The sequence below is a fragment of the Halomonas sp. SL18_1 genome, from assembly GCF_055755715.1.
The window spans coordinates 2,696,895-2,713,221 of sequence record NZ_JBVTRK010000001.1 but is presented as its reverse complement, the minus strand read 5'-3'; the positions used below and the strand labels follow the sequence as shown (position 1 = coordinate 2,713,221).

At 65.4% G+C, this 16,327-nt stretch carries 11 protein-coding genes and 2 pseudogenes; 11 read left to right on the top strand and 2 right to left on the bottom strand.

The features are described 5' to 3' along the window. Window positions 1-208 precede the first annotated feature (208 nt). The 11 genes and pseudogenes from ACSJDS_RS13785 (at window position 209) to fliD (ending at window position 14,790) form a co-directional block, all read left to right on the top strand. Entirely contained in the window at window positions 209-1,858 is a 1,650-nt protein-coding gene (locus tag ACSJDS_RS13785) for a methyl-accepting chemotaxis protein (RefSeq protein ID WP_473033775.1), read from the top strand. A 168-nt stretch (window positions 1,859-2,026) separates the two neighbouring features. Beyond that, window positions 2,027-4,555, top strand: a complete 2,529-nt coding sequence (locus tag ACSJDS_RS13780) for an EAL domain-containing protein (protein WP_473033773.1) — start codon at window positions 2,027-2,029, stop codon at window positions 4,553-4,555. Window positions 4,556-4,660: 105 nt separating this feature from the next. Further along, window positions 4,661-5,698 (top strand): OmpA family protein, encoded by a 1,038-nt coding sequence (locus tag ACSJDS_RS13775; protein WP_473033772.1) that lies wholly within the window; start codon window positions 4,661-4,663, stop codon window positions 5,696-5,698. 150 nt (window positions 5,699-5,848) lie between these two features. Next, window positions 5,849-6,849, top strand: a pseudogene (locus tag ACSJDS_RS13770) (GGDEF domain-containing protein); the annotation flags it as partial. Window positions 6,850-6,954: 105 nt separating this feature from the next. Further along, window positions 6,955-7,320, top strand: coding sequence for a GGDEF domain-containing protein (locus tag ACSJDS_RS13765; protein WP_473035036.1), 366 nt, complete (start codon window positions 6,955-6,957; stop codon window positions 7,318-7,320). Next, on the top strand, window positions 7,317-8,291 hold the full coding sequence (locus ACSJDS_RS13760; RefSeq protein WP_473033771.1) for a putative bifunctional diguanylate cyclase/phosphodiesterase: 975 nt from the start codon (window positions 7,317-7,319) through the stop codon (window positions 8,289-8,291). The genes ACSJDS_RS13765 and ACSJDS_RS13760 overlap by 4 nt, the downstream gene beginning before the upstream one ends. A gap of 173 nt (window positions 8,292-8,464) precedes the next feature. Beyond that, entirely contained in the window at window positions 8,465-10,300 is a 1,836-nt protein-coding gene (locus tag ACSJDS_RS13755) for a methyl-accepting chemotaxis protein (RefSeq protein WP_473033770.1), read from the top strand. Between the two features lie 71 nt (window positions 10,301-10,371). After that, window positions 10,372-10,956, top strand: a pseudogene (locus tag ACSJDS_RS13750) (AAA family ATPase); the annotation flags it as partial. A 224-nt stretch (window positions 10,957-11,180) separates the two neighbouring features. Beyond that, window positions 11,181-11,969 carry a PD-(D/E)XK nuclease domain-containing protein gene (locus ACSJDS_RS13745; RefSeq protein ID WP_473033769.1) on the top strand — a complete coding sequence of 263 codons (789 nt, stop codon included), beginning with the start codon at window positions 11,181-11,183 and terminating at the stop codon, window positions 11,967-11,969. A 333-nt stretch (window positions 11,970-12,302) separates the two neighbouring features. Continuing rightward, entirely contained in the window at window positions 12,303-13,280 is a 978-nt protein-coding gene (locus ACSJDS_RS13740) for an IS110 family RNA-guided transposase (protein ID WP_473032061.1), read from the top strand. A 106-nt stretch (window positions 13,281-13,386) separates the two neighbouring features. Further along, entirely contained in the window at window positions 13,387-14,790 is a 1,404-nt protein-coding gene (gene fliD, locus ACSJDS_RS13735; RefSeq protein ID WP_473033768.1) for a flagellar filament capping protein FliD, read from the top strand. Between the two features lie 17 nt (window positions 14,791-14,807). On the opposite strand, the gene ACSJDS_RS13730 is transcribed toward fliD, so the two are convergent. Together ACSJDS_RS13730 and abiEi are read right to left on the bottom strand one after the other, a co-directional pair. Further along, window positions 14,808-15,728 carry a nucleotidyl transferase AbiEii/AbiGii toxin family protein gene (locus ACSJDS_RS13730; RefSeq protein ID WP_473033767.1) on the bottom strand — a complete coding sequence of 307 codons (921 nt, stop codon included), beginning with the start codon at window positions 15,726-15,728 and terminating at the stop codon, window positions 14,808-14,810. Continuing rightward, window positions 15,721-16,260 (bottom strand): type IV toxin-antitoxin system AbiEi family antitoxin, encoded by a 540-nt coding sequence (gene abiEi, locus ACSJDS_RS13725; protein WP_473033766.1) that lies wholly within the window; start codon window positions 16,258-16,260, stop codon window positions 15,721-15,723. The genes ACSJDS_RS13730 and abiEi overlap by 8 nt, the downstream gene beginning before the upstream one ends. Between the last annotated feature and the right edge of the window lie 67 nt (window positions 16,261-16,327).

The window sequence follows — 16,327 nt, the reverse complement described above, 5'->3', positions numbered from 1 at the left end:
TTGCCTATGAAGACTTTGGTTCTCTTCTCCAGCAAGCGTGAACCTTCTCGGTTGGTGAGCAAATCGCTTGCTGCCTTGGTTGAAGAATCGTGGATGTGGGGAGACATTGACCAGCGTCATGTTTGATGCCGGTTTCCTTCATTAGCGTGTCATGTCGGTCGGTAACGCTCGACCGCTCATCATCACATAAGAAATAAGCAGGGAAACGATGCGACATAACCAGCCGGTCACCGACCAAGAGTATGAGATACGCGACGACCAGAACCTGATCTCACGCACCGACATGCAGGGGCGCATCACCTATGCGTCGCCGACCTTCGTCGAGGTTAGCGGCTTTTCCCGGGAGGAGCTGATCGGCTCCCCTCACAACCTGATACGCCACCCGGACATGCCGGAGGCCGCTTTCGCCAACCTGTGGCAAACCATCGAGGCCGGCGAGATCTGGTCGGGGCTGGTCAAGAACCGGCGCAAGAATGGCGACTTCTACTGGGTGCACGCCCATGTGGTGCCGATCCTGGAAGAAGGGGAGATCCAGGGCTTCACCTCCGTACGGGTCAAGCCCGCGCCCGGCGCCAAAAAGCGGGCGGAGGGCGTCTATCGCCGCCTACGGGAAGGTCGGGGCCGCGGAATTCGCCTGGTACGCGGGGAGATTCGGCAAGGCGGCGTGCTGGGCAGGCTAGCCGGGCTCCGGCTGGGGGGCGTCCAGGTCATCATCGCGCTCATGGCGTCGACGGCGCTGCTGGCGATCCTTGGCGCCGGAGCCATCGGCTGGCCGGGCCAGCTGCTCGGTGGCCTGGCGGTGGTGGCGATGGCCGCCTACAGCGCGACTCGACTGGACGGCGCCCTCAAGCGGGCCCGTCGCTTCGCCATGCAGGTGGCCGCCGGCAACCTGGCCGCGAAGCCACCGAAGGTCAACGGCGATGGCATGGGCGAGGTCGTCACGGCTCTGGCCATCATGCAGCGCAGCCTGGCCAATATTTCCCTGGACATCCACCACACCCTGGGAATCGTCGAGCGCGAGACCGGCGATCTCGAGCGTGACAACCGCGAGCTTGCCGCCCGGACCCATCGCCAGTCCGCCTCGCTGCAGCAGACCGCCGCCAGCATGGAGGAGCTGACCGCCACCGTGCACCAGAACGCCGGCAACACCGAGCAGGCCGAGCGCGAGGCCGAGCGGGCGCATCGGGCGGTGGGCGAAAGCGACCAGGACGTGGGCCGGCTGGTGGCGAGCATGCAGCAGATCGCCAGCAGTGCCGGCAAGATGACCCAGGCCATCGACGCCATCGAGTCGCTGGCTTTCCAGACCAACCTGCTGGCCCTCAACGCCTCGGTGGAAGCCGCGAGAGCCGGAGTCCATGGTCGCGGTTTCGCCGTGGTGGCCCAGGAGGTGAGGCGGCTGGCGGAGAGTTCGGCGGAGTCGGCCGACCACGTTCGCCGACTGATCGACGGCACCCTGGCCGATGTTCGCGACGGCGAGCAGCGCATCGAGCAGCTCGAGGCCAACAATCGCGGCGTGGTGGAAGCGGTGGCCAGCATCGACGGCCTGATCCGCGAGATCGCCACCGCCTCGCGGGAGCAGGCGGTGGGACTCGAGCAGATCAACGAGGCGGTGGTGCAGATGGACACCGTGACGCGCGAGACCGCCGAGCAGGTCTCGCATTCGGCGTCGCTGGGCACGTTGCTGGCCGCCCAGGTCGAGACCCTGACCGTGGCGATCTCTGCGCTGCGCCAGGGCGGCAACGGCAAGGAGTGGGTCGACCGCCAGCAGCGCTTTGCGGCGCGCCGGGCGCTGGCGGCGGACCAGCCGGCAGCGCAGCCCCCGGCGTTGGCTGACCCGGCGACCGAATCCACCTGCTGAAGCGCCGAACAGTGCCCTCTGCCGCGTAGGCAGCATGGGGGGAGTAGGCGTATGTGGGTGGTATGCGTGGGGCAGTAGCGGAAATCTTGTGCCGTATCGGCTAGGATCATGGCGTCTTGATCTGTATCAGCCTTCCATTCCTGTGAGTTCTGCCGTCAGCGAGGCCCCATGAGTCACGAGCTTCCCATCGAGCGCATCATGCAAACCGGGCTTCTCACCTGCGAGCCGGAGACCCCGCTGTTTGCCGCGGCGGAGCGCATGGCCGAGCGACAGTGCAGTTCGATCCTGGTGGTCAAGGCCGGCCAGCCGCTGGGGATATGGACCGAGCACGATGCCCTGGCGGTGAACTTCGCCGACCCTCATGCCGTGCGCCGCCCGATCCGCGAGGCGATGAGCCGGCCGGTGGCGACCCTGCCGGCCGACACGCCGGTGGGCGAGGCGGCGCTGCGCTTCAGCGCCGAGCAGCGCCGCCACTACCTGGTGGTCGACGCCGAAGAGGTCCCGGTGGGCATCGTCACCCAGACCGACGTGGCCCTGAATCAGGGCCTGGAACCCTACCTGCGCCTGCGCGAGGTGCACGGCGCCATGCGCCGCTGCCCGCTGCTGCTGGAGGGGGCCCTGCTGCTCTCCCAGGCCGCCCGGCGCATGCGCCAGTCCGGCTGCGATGCCGCCGTGGTGCAGTGCGAGCGCGAGGGGCTCGGTATTCTCACCGAGCGCGACCTGGTCAGCTGCGTGGCACGCTATCCCGGTGATACCCCGGTCACCGAGCTGGCCAGTCGCCCGCTGCTCACCGTGCACCAGCACGACACTTTAATCTCGGCCCGCGACCGGCTGCTGGGCAAGCGGGTGCGCCATCTGGCGGTGCTCGACGACGACGGGAGCGTGGTGGGGCTGCTGGGCTTTCGCGACATGCTGGCCGGCGCTGAGCACCTCTACATGCAGGACCTGCGCGCCGCCCTGGAGCAGCGCGACCACGCCCTGGCCCAGTCGCGCCAGAACCTGCAGCTGGCCGAGCGGGTCATCGACTCTTCGCTGGAGGGCATCATCATCACCGATGCCAAGAGCCGCATCGAGTTCGTCAACCCGGCCTTCACCCACATGACCGGCTTCACCCTGGAGGAGGCGCTGGGCAAGACCCCGGCGATCCTCTCTTCGGGGCGTCATGATGGCGCCTTCTATCGTCAGATGCAGGAGGCCCTCGACCGCTGCGGCTACTGGCGGGGCGAGATCTGGAACCGGCGCAAGAGCGGCGAGCTCTACCTGGAGCTGCTGACCATCACCGCCATTACCGACGACGAAGGGCAGGTGACCCACTATGCGGCGCTGTTCAACGATATCACCCATATCCGCGAGAACGAGGAGCGCATCCGCAAGCTGGCCTACTACGACCCCTTGACGCAGCTGCCCAATCGGCGCCTGCTGGAGGATCGCCTGGAGCTGGCGATCCGCCACGCCCACCGCAATGCCACCCGGCTGGCGGTGCTGTTTCTCGACCTCGACCATTTCAAGCAGGTCAACGACAGCCTGGGCCACGGGGTGGGCGATGAGTTGCTGGTACTGGTGGCCGAACGGCTGCGCCACCGGCTGCGCGAGGACGACACCCTGGCGCGGCTCGGCGGCGACGAATTCCTGATCCTGCTGCCCGACCTGGAGGAGGTGGAGGAGGTCACCCGCATCGCCCGCCGGCTCATCGAGGCGGTCAGCGAGCCCTGCACTTTGGGTGATCAGGCGTTTCGCGTCGGCTGCAGCCTGGGCATCAGCCTCTACCCCGACGATGCCGACGAACCCGAGGCGCTGATCCACTGTGCCGACATGGCCATGTACCGCGCCAAGCAGGAGGGGCGCAACGCCTATCGCCTCTACCGCGCGGAGATGAACGACCAGGACAGCCACCAGCTGATCCTCGAGACAGCGCTGCGCAACACCGTGGAGACCGGCGAAGGCCTGGAGGTGCACTATCAGCCCTTGTTCGCGCCCGGCAACGATACCCCCTGCGGCGCCGAGGCGCTGCTGCGCTGGCACCACCCGGTGCTCGGCGCGATCCCGCCCGGCGACTGCATCCCCCTGGCCGAGCGCGCCGGGCTGATGGCGGCGCTGGGCGATCGCATTCTGCAGCAGGTGTGTAGCCAACTCGCCCAGTGGCGTCGGGCAGGGCTGGCGCCGGTGCCGGTGGCCGTCAACCTCTCCGCCCGCCAGTTCTGGCAGGCGGAGCTGCCCGCCCGGGTGGCCGAGCTGCTCGCCGAGCATGAGCTGCCGCCCGGCCTGGTGGGCTTCGAGCTGACCGAAAGCACCCTGCTGGACAAACCACAGCAGGCGGTGGCGATTCTTCAGGGGCTGCGCGATCTGGGCTGTGATATCGCCATCGACGACTTCGGTACCGGCTACTCGTCGCTGAGCTACCTGCAGGAGCTGCCGGTGACCACCCTCAAGATCGACCGTCGCTTCGTCCAGCGCCTGGAGGAGGCCCGTCGCGGCAGCGCGGCCATCGTCGCCGCGGTGACCGGCATGGCCCGCGAGCTGGGGCTTGCCGTGGTGGCCGAGGGCGTCGAGAGCGAGTCCCAGCGCCTGGCCCTGGCCCGCTACCATGTCGATCGGCTGCAGGGCTTTTTACTGGGCAGGCCGGTCACCGCCGGCGAATTCTCGCGGCGCTACCTGGCAAGCCGCTGCCAAAGCGTGCGGGAGTCGCTCTCAGAGTGACCCGTCAGCGACAAGCAGCGCCCGCTAGGGCGCGCTTTTCGCGGTTTCATGACAGCGCCGCTGCGGGTAGGCTAGGCGGCGGCTTTTCCCACTCGACGGCCCTCCATGCTCCGACCCACCACCAGCGGCACCCGCGACCATCGTGGCCCCATGCGCCACGAATCGCTCACGCCTCCGCATCATGACCATGATCAGGACAGCGCCTGGATGATCGGCTATCTGGACGTGATGACCCTGCTGGTGGCGCTGCTGGTGCTAATCTTCACCCTGTCGTTCGCCGCGGGTGGCGGCAGCGACGAGGCCGAGCCGCCCCGCGAGCCGCTTGCCGCCACCCCCGGCGTGGTGCCGCTGCCGCCGGAGCTGCAGCGTGCCCTGGCCACCATGAACCGCGAACCGCTGCGCCCCGTGGACGGAGCGCTGAGCCCGTCCGCGGTATCCGCTGCTCTGGGCGTGGCTGGGCTGCCGCCGCGCCCACCAGCTCCCCGCGTGCCGCCGCTGCTGGCGCGACCGCTGCCCACCGTGGCCCTGGCCCCGGCCCCGCAACGGCCGGCCCTGGAAGAGCGCATACCGCTGCAGATCGCCATGCCCCAGGCGGTGCTGCAGGCCGACCAGGCACTGCCATCCCCGCTGGCCGACTACATGCTGGTGCTCACTGACCGCCCGCCTTCGCATGCCCGCGAACTGGCGCCCGAGGCGGTAGCCGGTGCAGAGGCGCTTGCCGAGCGCGTTGCCCAGTCGCCGTATCTGCCCGACCTGGAGGGCGTCGCCGTCTCCCGGGTGGCGGAGGGCATCAAGCTCCAGGTGGAAGACCAGTGGCTCTTTCCCACCGCCGAGGCCGAGCTCACCGAAGAGGGCGAAGCGCTGGTCGGACGCCTGGTGGAGATCATCCAGCGCCACGACGGCGAGGTGGCCGTGGAAGGCCACACCGACAGCCGCCCCATCCAGACCCCGGAATTTCCCTCCAACTGGGTGCTCTCCAGCGCCCGCGCCATCGCCATCGTCCACGCCCTGGAGCGGGCGGGGGTGGCCACCAGCCGCCTGCGCGCCGTGGGGCTGGCCGATACCCGCCCGCTGGCCGACAATGACAGTGTGGAAGGCCGGGCGCAGAACCGTCGGGTCGAGGTGATCATTCACGCCCAGTGAGTGACGTCGCCGGCCACTTTGTATCGTTCTTGCATAGCCCTTTCCCCGTTTCATTTGCGGGACGGTAAAAGTCCCACTATAGTGAGGAAAATCCTGTACAGCGTATGTACAAGAAAATGGCGCTATTGTTGACATCCATCAAGTTGCGCGATGCTTTATCAGGATATAGAAAAAGATGCCTGGCCAAGGCCCGGTGATCGCATTATCAATCGGGATCAGGCCTGGGCACCACCGGGGCGGCAACCAGTCGGGACAAGGAATCGGGTGATGGGTAAGGAGCAGGCGGAGTATCACGGCGCATCGATGGCGGTTCGAAGCGATCAAGGAAATGCGGAAAGCGACGTCGAGTCGATGAGTGCGAAGGATCAGCTGCGCTTGATGGCCACGGCCTTCGAGACCGGCCAGGCCACCATCATCACCGATGAACGAATGCGCATTCGGCGCGTCAATCGGGCGTTCACCCAGATTACCGGCTTCAGGGCCGATGAGGTGCTGGGCAACACCCCGCGGATGTTCAAGTCCGGCCGCCACGGGCCAGATTTCTACGCCCGTCTATGGGATGCGCTGCGCCATCAGGGCCACTGGCAGGGTGAGATCTGGAATCGTAACCGACACGGCGAGATCTACCCGGTGTGGCAGTCGATCACCGCCGTGAAGGGGGAGGACGATCGCGTGCATCACTACGTGTCGGTGTTTCACGATATCGCCGAGCGCAAGCGGCTCGAGCTTACCCTGGCCCAGGAGGCGAGCCGCGATCACCTGACCGGTGCCGCCAACCGTCGCACCTTCGATCGCGCCCTGGTCAAGTCGGTGAAGGTCGCGCGGGAGAGTGGGGCCGAGCTGTCGCTGATGTTCTTCGATATCGATCACTTCAAGCGCGTCAACGACAACCATGGCCACGACGTCGGTGATGCCATCCTGCATGCCCTGACCGATCTCGTGCAGCAGCGGCTACGCAAGAGCGACCTGCTTGCGCGCTGGGGGGCGAAGAGTTCACCCTGCTGCTGCCGGACACGCCCCTGCATGGCGCCCGACAGCTGGCCGAGCGGCTGCGCGCCGACGTGGCTGCCGCCGCCATGCCTGGCCCGGGCGTGACCATCAGCCTGGGCCTGACCGCTTTCACTGCCGGCGACAGCGCCCGCGACCTGATCCAGCGGGCCGATGCGGCCCTGTATCGGGCTAAGGGGCGCGGCCGCAACCGGGTAGAGGTCGACCCGGAAGACGCCGAGGCGGTCGAGCCTTCCGCGCCGGCCGAGGTGCTGTTGCCGGCCGCACCCCGCTTCATCGACGAATATCGCGGGGCGTCCCGTCGCGCCCAGCTGGCCCGCCGGCTCGAGGAGGCGCTGGTGCAGGCCAGCCGCCGCAGCGGCACGCTTACCGTCTGCGCCCTGGATGTCGACCACTTCAAGCGCGTCAACGAGCGCATGGGCAGCGCGCTGGCCGACCGGCTGATGCTGGCGCTGACCCACCGCATCAACCGCCATCTGGGCCGCGAGGATTTGATCGTGCGCACCGGTGGCGACGAGTTCGTGCTGCTGATGCACGACGTCGCCGATGAGGCGGCCTTCGAAGCGCTGCTCGAGGCGATCCGTCAGCCCTTCCGGTTGGGGGGCGCTCGGTGAGCGTGACGGCGAGCCTGGGGCTGGCGGCCTTCCCGATGGACGAGGTGGAAGCCGATGTGCTGCTGCGCCACGCCCAGCAGGCGATGTATCGCGCCAAACAGAACGGCCGCAACACCTTGACGCGCTTCGACCCGGGCCAGGACCGGCGCCTTCAGCGCTGCCAGATCGAGCGCCGACGCTTCGAACAGGCCATCCAGCGTAACGAGCTCTGCCTGCACTACCAGCCCCAGATCGACATGGCCACGGCCGCCGTGGTGGGCTTCGAGGCGCTGGTGCGCTGGCAGCATCCCGACAAGGGGCTGCTCGCGCCGGGCGAGTTCCTGCCGCTGATCGAAGGCTCATGGCTGGAGGCGGTGCTCGGCGAATGGGTGCTCAAGGCGACCCTGGAGCAGCTGGCGTGCTGGACGGGGGAGGGCGGCGATCTCCCGGTCAGCGTCAATATCAGTCCCGCCCACCTACTCGCCCCCGACTTCGTCACCCAGCTCTCCGGCCTGCTGGCCACCATGCCCGCGGTGTCACCCTCGCGGCTCAAGCTCGAGGTGGTGGAAACCGCCGCCATGCATGACATCGCCGCGGCCCTGAAGGTGATCTCCCGCTGCCAGGCGATGGGCGTGGAGGTGGCCATCGACGACTTCGGCACCGGGTTCTCCTCACTCACCTACCTGCGCCAGCTGCCGGTGGACCTGATCAAGGTCGACAAGAGCTTCGTGCGCGACATGCTCAGCGACGAAAGCGACCGCGCCATCGTCGAGAGCGTCATCTACATGGCCAAGCGCTTCGACCGGGCCCTGCTGGCCGAGGGGGTCGAGAGCCTAGACCACGCCACCGAGTTGCTGGGCCTCGGCTGCCGACTGGCCCAGGGCTTCGGCATCGCCCGCCCCATGCCCGCCGGAGCGCTGCCCGACTGGTTGGCCGAATGGCCGCGGCGCCAAGAATGGCAGGGGCTGGCGGCCAGTGTCGCGCCGACTTGATCGGTATCAAGTCGGCCGTGCATCTGGAAGGCTTTTGATCTGGCGATTTGCCAATCTCGTAGGCTGTTTTTCTTCAAGTTTTCGCGTCATCGGACGATAGCCCTGGAAGGCTCCGCGCGCAGCACCCTCGTGCGGCCCCTGGCATCCGACACAATGACCGCGAGCGACTCCCTATGTTGTCTTCCCTGCGACTCCGTATCCTCTTCACCACTCTGGTGGTTATCGTGCTGGCGTTGCTGGCCAATGCCCTGGCCAACTACCTGACGGTGCGCTCCCACAACGATGACCAGATCGGTCGTAACCTGGCCGCCGTGTCCCAGGGTAACGCCAATGCCATCAGCGAGTGGTTCGCCCCGCGAATCGCCATGATGGAGGCGCTGCGCGTGGGCAGCGACATTGACGACTCCCTCGACGACCTGCTGCTCGTCGAGCAGGCGGGCGGGTTTCTCGCCGTCTATCTCGGCGACCCGCGCGATGGCGGCACCGTCTTCTCCGATGGCTGGCAGCCCGGCGATGACTTCGACCCGCGCCAGCGCCCTTGGTATCGCGCCGCCGTCGAGGCGGAAGGGACCATCATCACCGCCCCCTACGTCGACGCCAATACCGGCAACCTGGTGGTCACCATCGCCACGCCTTTCTATCGTAACGGCCGGCTGAACGCCGTTGCCGGTGGCGATATCGTCATTTCCGACGTCATCGATATCGTCACCGAGATTGCGCCCACGCCGTCGAGTCTGGCGTTTCTTACCACCGCAGACGGCACCCTGGTGGCCCACCCCGACCCCGAGATGAGCCTGGCCGCCACCACCGAGCTTGCCCCCTCGCTCGATGCCGCCCGCCTGGCCGAGCTGGAGGCCACCCGCGAACCCATGCCCGTCAACCTGTCCGGCGAGGCCAAGCGCCTGCGCAGCGCCGGGATTGCCGGCACCGACTGGCAGCTGGTGGTGGCGCTCAACGACGCGGAGGCCACGGCCGGGCTGCGCGCCGTTCTGGGCACCTCGGCGGTGACGCTGCTGGCGGTAGCCGGCGCCGCGGCGCTGGTGCTGGGTGCCCTGCTGCGGGTGATGTTCCGCCGGCTCAAGACGGCCCGCGATGCCATGGTCGATATCGCCAGCGGCGAGGGCGACCTGACGCGTCGCCTGCCGGAGGGTGGCAGCGACGAGGTGGCGCAGATCGCCACCGCCTTCAACCAGTTCGTCTCGCGCATGGAAGGCGTGATGCGCACCATTCGCGACAGCAGCGAGCAGGTGCGGCTGGCGTCGGGTGAGATTACCCTGGGCAACCAGGATCTCTCGCGGCGCACCGAGAGTGCCGCTTCCAGCCTGCAGGAAACCTCCGCCTCCGTGGAACAGATCAGCAGCACCGTGGGCCACACCGCCGACTCTGCCCGTGAGGCCAACGGCCTCTCCCAGTCCGCCGCCGAGGTGGCCTCCCAGAGCGGTGACGAGATGCAGCAGGTGGTCAGCACCATGGAGGAGATTCGTAACGCCTCCGGCCAGATCGCCGCCATCGTCAAGGTCATGGACGGCATTGCCTTCCAGACCAATCTGCTGGCCCTCAACGCCTCGGTGGAAGCCGCCCGGGCCGGTGAGCAGGGCAGGGGGTTCGCGGTGGTGGCCGACGAGGTGCGCCAGCTGGCGACCCGTTCCGCCGATGCCTCCCGGGAGATCCGCGAGCTGATCGACCGCTCTGAAACCAAAGTGGAAGCGGGTACCACCCTGGTTCATCAGACTGGCGAGACCCTGCAGAGCCTGGTGGAGCGCGTCAAGCGCGTGGCCGACGTCCTCGGCGAGATCAGCGCCGCCACCGGCGAACAGAGCGATGGCATCGGTCAGGTCAACCTGGCGGTGGCCGAGCTGGACCGCGTCACCCAGCAGAACGCCGCCCTGGTAGAAGAGAGCACTGCCGCTGCCGAACAGCTCAAGGAGCAGGCCGAGCGGCTGGCCGAAGCCGTCGGCGGTTTTACCCTAAGCGACAGCGCCACCGCCGACCTGCAGCGGCTGACGTAGCATGCTCCGCGCCCCTGCTCTCCCAGGCCAGGGGCGCCATGCTATCCTGACCCGATGCTCGTTGCTGTTCGATGACGCCATCAGGCTCAGGAGAGGTCATGTCGCAAGGCGCTCGCCAGAAACTGCCCATCGGTATTCAAGCCTTCGACAAGCTGCGCGAGGGTGGCTACTACTATGTCGACAAGACGCCAATGCTCCATCGGCTGGTGGAAGAGGGCGGCTACTACTTCCTCTCCCGGCCGCGGCGCTTCGGCAAGAGCCTGCTGCTCGACACCCTGCGCTGCCTGTTCGAGGGCCGCGAGGCGCTGTTCCAGGGGCTCTATATCCACGACAAGTGGGACTGGCAGGTGCAGCATCCGGTGATTCGTCTGAGCTTCGCCGATGGCGTGCTGCACAGCCGTGAAGCGCTTGATCTGCATATCACCGAACTGCTGCGGGCCGAAGCCGAGTCGCTGGGCGTCACGCTGCAGAACAGCTCCATCGCAGGCCGTTTTCGCGAGCTGATCCAGCAGGCGCATCGGCACCGTGGTCAGCGGGTGGTGGTGCTGATCGATGAGTACGACAAGCCGATCCTCGACAACCTTCTCGAACCTGAAACCGCCCGGGAGCTGCGTGACGGGCTCGAGAACCTCTACAGCGTGCTCAAGGACGCCGACCCGCACCTGGCCTTCGTGCTGCTCACCGGGGTTTCCAAATTCAGCAAGGTGAGCCTCTTCTCCGGGCTGAATAACCTCAATGACATCACCCTCGATGCCCCTTTCGCCACGATCTGCGGATACACCGACGAGGATATCGATACCGTATTCGCCCCGGAGCTCCCGGGGCTGGATCGTGATGCCATACGTCAGTGGTACAACGGCTATCGCTGGGGGATGCCTCGGTGGCGTCGGTCTACAACCCCTTCGACGCGCTGCTGCTGTTCCAGAAGCGCCAGTTCGGTGCCTACTGGTTCGAGAGCGCCACGCCGACCTTTCTGGTCGAGCTGCTCAAGGCCCGCGGTGTGTTTACCCCGGCACTCACGGCCTGGCACAGCCGGCCTGCGCTGCTGGGTCGCTTCGATGTCGACGATATTGCTACCGAGGCGCTGCTCTTCCAGGCGGGCTACCTCACCCTGCACGGCGTGCGCGAAGACATTCCCCACCGCCCCGTCTACCGCTTGGGCTTTCCCAACCAAGAGGTGGAAAGCAGCCTCAACGAGGCGCTGCTGCCGGTGCTGGGTCTGGGCAACGATGCCCTGGACGAGCTGATGCTACGGCTGCCGGCCCTGCTCAAGGCCGCCGACATGGCGGGCCTGGAAACCTACTTCAAGGCCCTCTACGCCGGCCTGCCCCACGACTGGTACCGCAACAACCCCATCGCCCGCTATGAAGGACACTATGCGAGTGTGTTCTACAGCCACTTTGCCGCCCTGGGCGTGAGCGTGACGGTGGAGGACGCCAGCCACTACGGGAAGGTCGACATGACCGTCGACGCCTTCGGCCATCTCTACCTGTTCGAGTTCAAGGTGGTGGAGCAGCTGCCCGACGGCAGTGCCCTCGCGCAGCTCAAGGCAAAAGGCTACGCCGATAAGTACCGCGGCCAGGGCAAGCCGATCCACCTGATCGGCGTGGAGTTCTCCCGGGAGCGGCGCCAGATCGTCGCCCTCGAGGTGGAAGCCCTTGAACCCTAGGCTTTGTCCGAAAAGTCGGCGAGCGAAGGCCAGACAAGGCAAAAATCGGCGAAAAGACGGAGTTTACGTGGTGTAAATGAGTACTTTGAGCCGATTTTTAACGCCGTATGGTCGAGCGCAGCCAGTTTTCAGACAGAGCCTTGTGTCTCTCCGGGCTTGTTGATTAGCTACCAGCAGGCCTGGCATCAGGGTGAGCATCCACAGAGCCTGAGGCGCAACAGCCTGGGATTTAGATTATGCCCCCTGATGCCCTCTATCTCGATAGCTTGAATGGTATCCAAGCCCCTCCCAACCCGGAGTGAGGCTGCACGAACAAGGAAAGGCGACGAGAGCATGGCAGTGATCGGTATCGACGTCAGCAAGCAGAAGATCGACTGCGCCTGGCTGCGCGATGTGGCGAGCGGCAAGGTCAAGACCCGTGTATTCCCTAATCGTCGGCAGGACTTTCCTCGCTTGCTTGAATGGCTCGAACACCAGACCGGGGAGCCACAGGATCAGTTGCATGTGTTGATGGAGGCCACCGGCATCTATCACGAAACGCTCGCGTATTGGCTGCATGCTGCCGGCATCCAGGTTTATGTCCTCAACCCCGCGCAGGTGCGCGACTTCTCCCGAAGCCTGGGAGTACGCGGCAAAACGGATAAGAAGGACAGTGTGGTGCTGGCACGCTATGGCGCGACGCAACGACCTGAGGCTTGGAAGCCGGAGCCCGAGGAAGTGCGCAAGCTCAAGGCGCTGGCAGCGAGACTCGACGCGCTGGACAAGGACATCCAGCGTGAGCGAAACCGGCGCGAGAAAGCCGAGTTCGCCATGGCAAGCGATATCCTCCGCTCGATCGATGACATCCTGTTGGCATTGACTCGTGAGCGGGATCGCCTCCAACAGGAGATCGATGACCACCTCGATCAGCACCCTGGCTTGAAGCAGGATCGCGCCTTGTTGCAAACAATTCCCGGCATTGGCCCTGCGGTATCTCTCCGACTGTTGGCGATGCTGCGTAGCCGCGCTTTCGAAAGCGCCCGCCAGGCCGCGGCGTTTGCGGGGCTTGTGCCTGTTAGTTGGGAATCGGGCAGCTCCGTACGTGGGCGGCCTCGCTTGTCGAAAGCCGGCAATCCGAAACTGAGGCAGAGCCTGTACATGGCAGCCGTTGTCGGGCTGAGGCGGAATCCGGATATCTCCGCGCTATACCAGCGGCTTACAACAAACGGCAAGAGCAAAATGGCGGCCTTGGGGGCGGCGATGCGGAAGCTAATCCACATCGCCTACGGTGTCCTCAAGACCCAGACCGAATATCGGCCACAAACCGCCTGATGGAATGTTTGTGGCCGGTTAGGAGAGATGGTATCTAAAGTCCCACCGGCACCTGCCGATATCATAAGCAGCGAGCAGCAAAACTCACCGGCCAAAGGCAGTTCTCATGGCTAGCATTACTTCCCTCGGCGTTGGCTCCGGCCTGGATCTCAACGGTCTTCTGGGCCAGCTCAACGAGGCCGAGCGCGGCAAGCTCGAGCCCATCGAACAGCAGATCGAATCACAGCAGGTCAAGATCTCCGCCTATGGCGAGCTGCAGGGGGCGCTTTCCGGCTTCCAGAGCAGCGCCAGCGTGCTCAACGACGCCTCCCTCTATGAAAGCCTCTCCGCCAGCGTTGGCGGCGAGGCGGTGCAGGCCGCCGCCAGCAGCGAGGCCTCGCCGGGGCAGTACGCCATCGAGGTCGATCAGCTGGCCAGCGCCGGGACGCTCGCCTCCCAGCGGATCGAAGCCGACCTCGACCAGGCCCTCACCGACAGCGAACGGACCCTGACCCTGGCCTTCGACAATGCCCCGGACGGTGAGCCGCAGGCCATCGATGTCACCGTGGCCGCCGGCAGCACCCTCGAGGATGTCCGCGACGCCATCAACGCCCATGAAGGGGCTAATGTCTCGGCCAGCGTGGTCAACGACGGCGACGGCTACCGCCTGGCCCTGATGTCCAACGAGACCGGCGAGGCCGCCTCCATCACCGGCATGACCTTCGAGGCGGGATTCTTTGCCGACGGCGTTGTCGTCAGCGACCCCGAGGATGACGTCGAAGGCGTAGTGGTTCAGGAAGGGCGCGATGCCGCTCTCAGCGTCAACGGCATCGACATCACCAGCGCTACCAACCAGGTCGAAGGCGCCATCCAGGGTGTGACCCTGAACCTGCAGCAGGAAGGTAGCAGCAGCGTGGCGGTGGAGCAGGACACCCGTGCCGTGCGCGAGGCGGTTCAAGACTTTGTCGAGAGCTACAACGCCCTCAAGAGCACCATTGGTGGCCATACCTCGTTCGATGCCGACTCTGGCCAGGCCGGCGAATTGCTCGGCGACAGCGCCGTTCGCACCGTGGAGTCGCGGCTGCGCAACGACCTCAGCGCCATGGTCGGCACCCCCGGTGAGGACAGCGTGGCGCTGCTCAGCGACGTGGGCATCTCGCTCGAGCTTGACGGCACTTTGAGCCTGGACGAAAGCCAGCTCGACAGCGCCGTTGCCAACAACATGGACGGCGTGGGCGCCTTCTTCGCCGGGGACGGTGACACGCCGGGCATGGCAGGGCGACTCGCCGACACGTCGGACCAGCTGCTCAGCAGCAACGGCGCGCTCGGTAGCTCTATCTCCGGCGCCGAGGACCGTATCGAAAGCCTGGGCGAACGCTATGTGCGCATGGAGCAGAGCATCGAACAGACCATGGAGCGCTATCGCGCCCAGTTCGGCCAGCTCGACGGCATGATCGCCCAGATGAATCAGACCAGCGAATTCCTGACCGGCCAGTTCGCCGCCATGGATGCCCAGCTGGGCCGCGACTGATCGGGAATTTCTGCAAGCTAAAGTCTGAACGATGGCGGTGTGGTGGTGCCCTTTTCAAGTGCCACCACTACGCCGAGTAGCGTCTCGCTCAGCTCTCGACAGAGAAACGCCGTAAACTTGACCTTGTGCAGGGTACGCTCAAGGGTGTCTGCCGGAAGGAAGCGGGTCATTTCGTTCATGAAGGCATCGCTGTCGATGATGTCAGGCAACCTATCGACCATTGCTCTTGCCTTTTCCTCGTATCCTTCGACGCGATAGTCCCGCAGCTTCTGTTCAATCAAGTCGGTGTTCGGCTTGGCTCCCTGCTGCTTGAGCCACTGCAGGTCCCAGATATCGCGGTATCTTACGTACTTGTGTGTATTGACCAGAGATACCAGCTTGTCGGCTAGTATCTCGTCGAGACTCTCGCAGATGACAAGCAGGTCACCGTAGCCATCCGGCAGGAAGGGGTAGTGCACCTGCAGGCTTCTGGCCTGCCGGGTATAAGCAGGAATGTTGGCAATTTCCAGCTTGATGCGCTGTTTGGCAAGGTCAGGGCGGCTGGGTGAGGTCACCACGGCCACCTGCCATTTATCGACCTTGATCTCTTCGTAGGCCGGCTCGTGGCGAAGCGCTGCGGGCGGCTTGACGGTCACCTCGAGGCGATATCGCTGGCTGACATAGGTTTCGATGCAAGCCTTGATCGCGGCCACGTCCGCGCTTTGGAAGTCACTGCCACCGGCGAAGTCAAGATCCTCGCTGAAACGGGAGGCCCCGTAGCAAAGCCTCAGCGATGTGCCTCCTTGGAAGGTCAGGTCGTCGAGCAACCCCTCGCGATCCAGGGCAAAGAGAATATCGAAGTGGAGTAGCTCCTTCTCGATCACCGGGCGCATGGCCTGCCTGCCCGGCTCTGCCATGGCGCGGGCCACCAGCGCTTCGAAATCGGCAGGATCAATCATCGGTGAGTGCCTCTGTGTCGACGAGATGGGTATTGCGCCCGACACGCTTCAGGTCTGCCCAGGCGGCTTCAGGAGTTGCCAGGCGCAGAGGGCGCCCCACGTCCTGTGTCCTGGCGAGCAAGTCGGAAACGGGTCGGCTGGTATGAGTGAACTCGATGGTGCCGTAGGGAGTGCGGTAGGTGCCCTTACGCCCGGTCGTCATGATAGTGAGGCGGTCGACGGGAATCTGCGAGATAACCCCATACTCCGACAGGGCCGACTCCAGGCTGACATAGCTGTACTCCCCGCGGCGCATGGCGCGGGCGATTCTCTCGAGTCGGTAAGGATCTTCCGTTCTGGCCAGCGCATAGACGTAAATGCCTCTGGCAACGCCTTCCAGCAACCCCTGCCGCCGCAGCCGGTTGATACCTTCCTGCAGCGTCTTGGGGCTATCTTCGAGAAAGAGCTTTGCCAGGTCGCGTCGGGTAAACAGGCTGCGCCCCTCACGGCGATCCCACTCATCGAAGCGTTGTCGAGCCGTTTGATAGTTCATAAGTGGACACAAAAACTATTTTTGAATAGTCTATCTGTCTACTTGTTCCGTGGCAACAAGGCTCAGC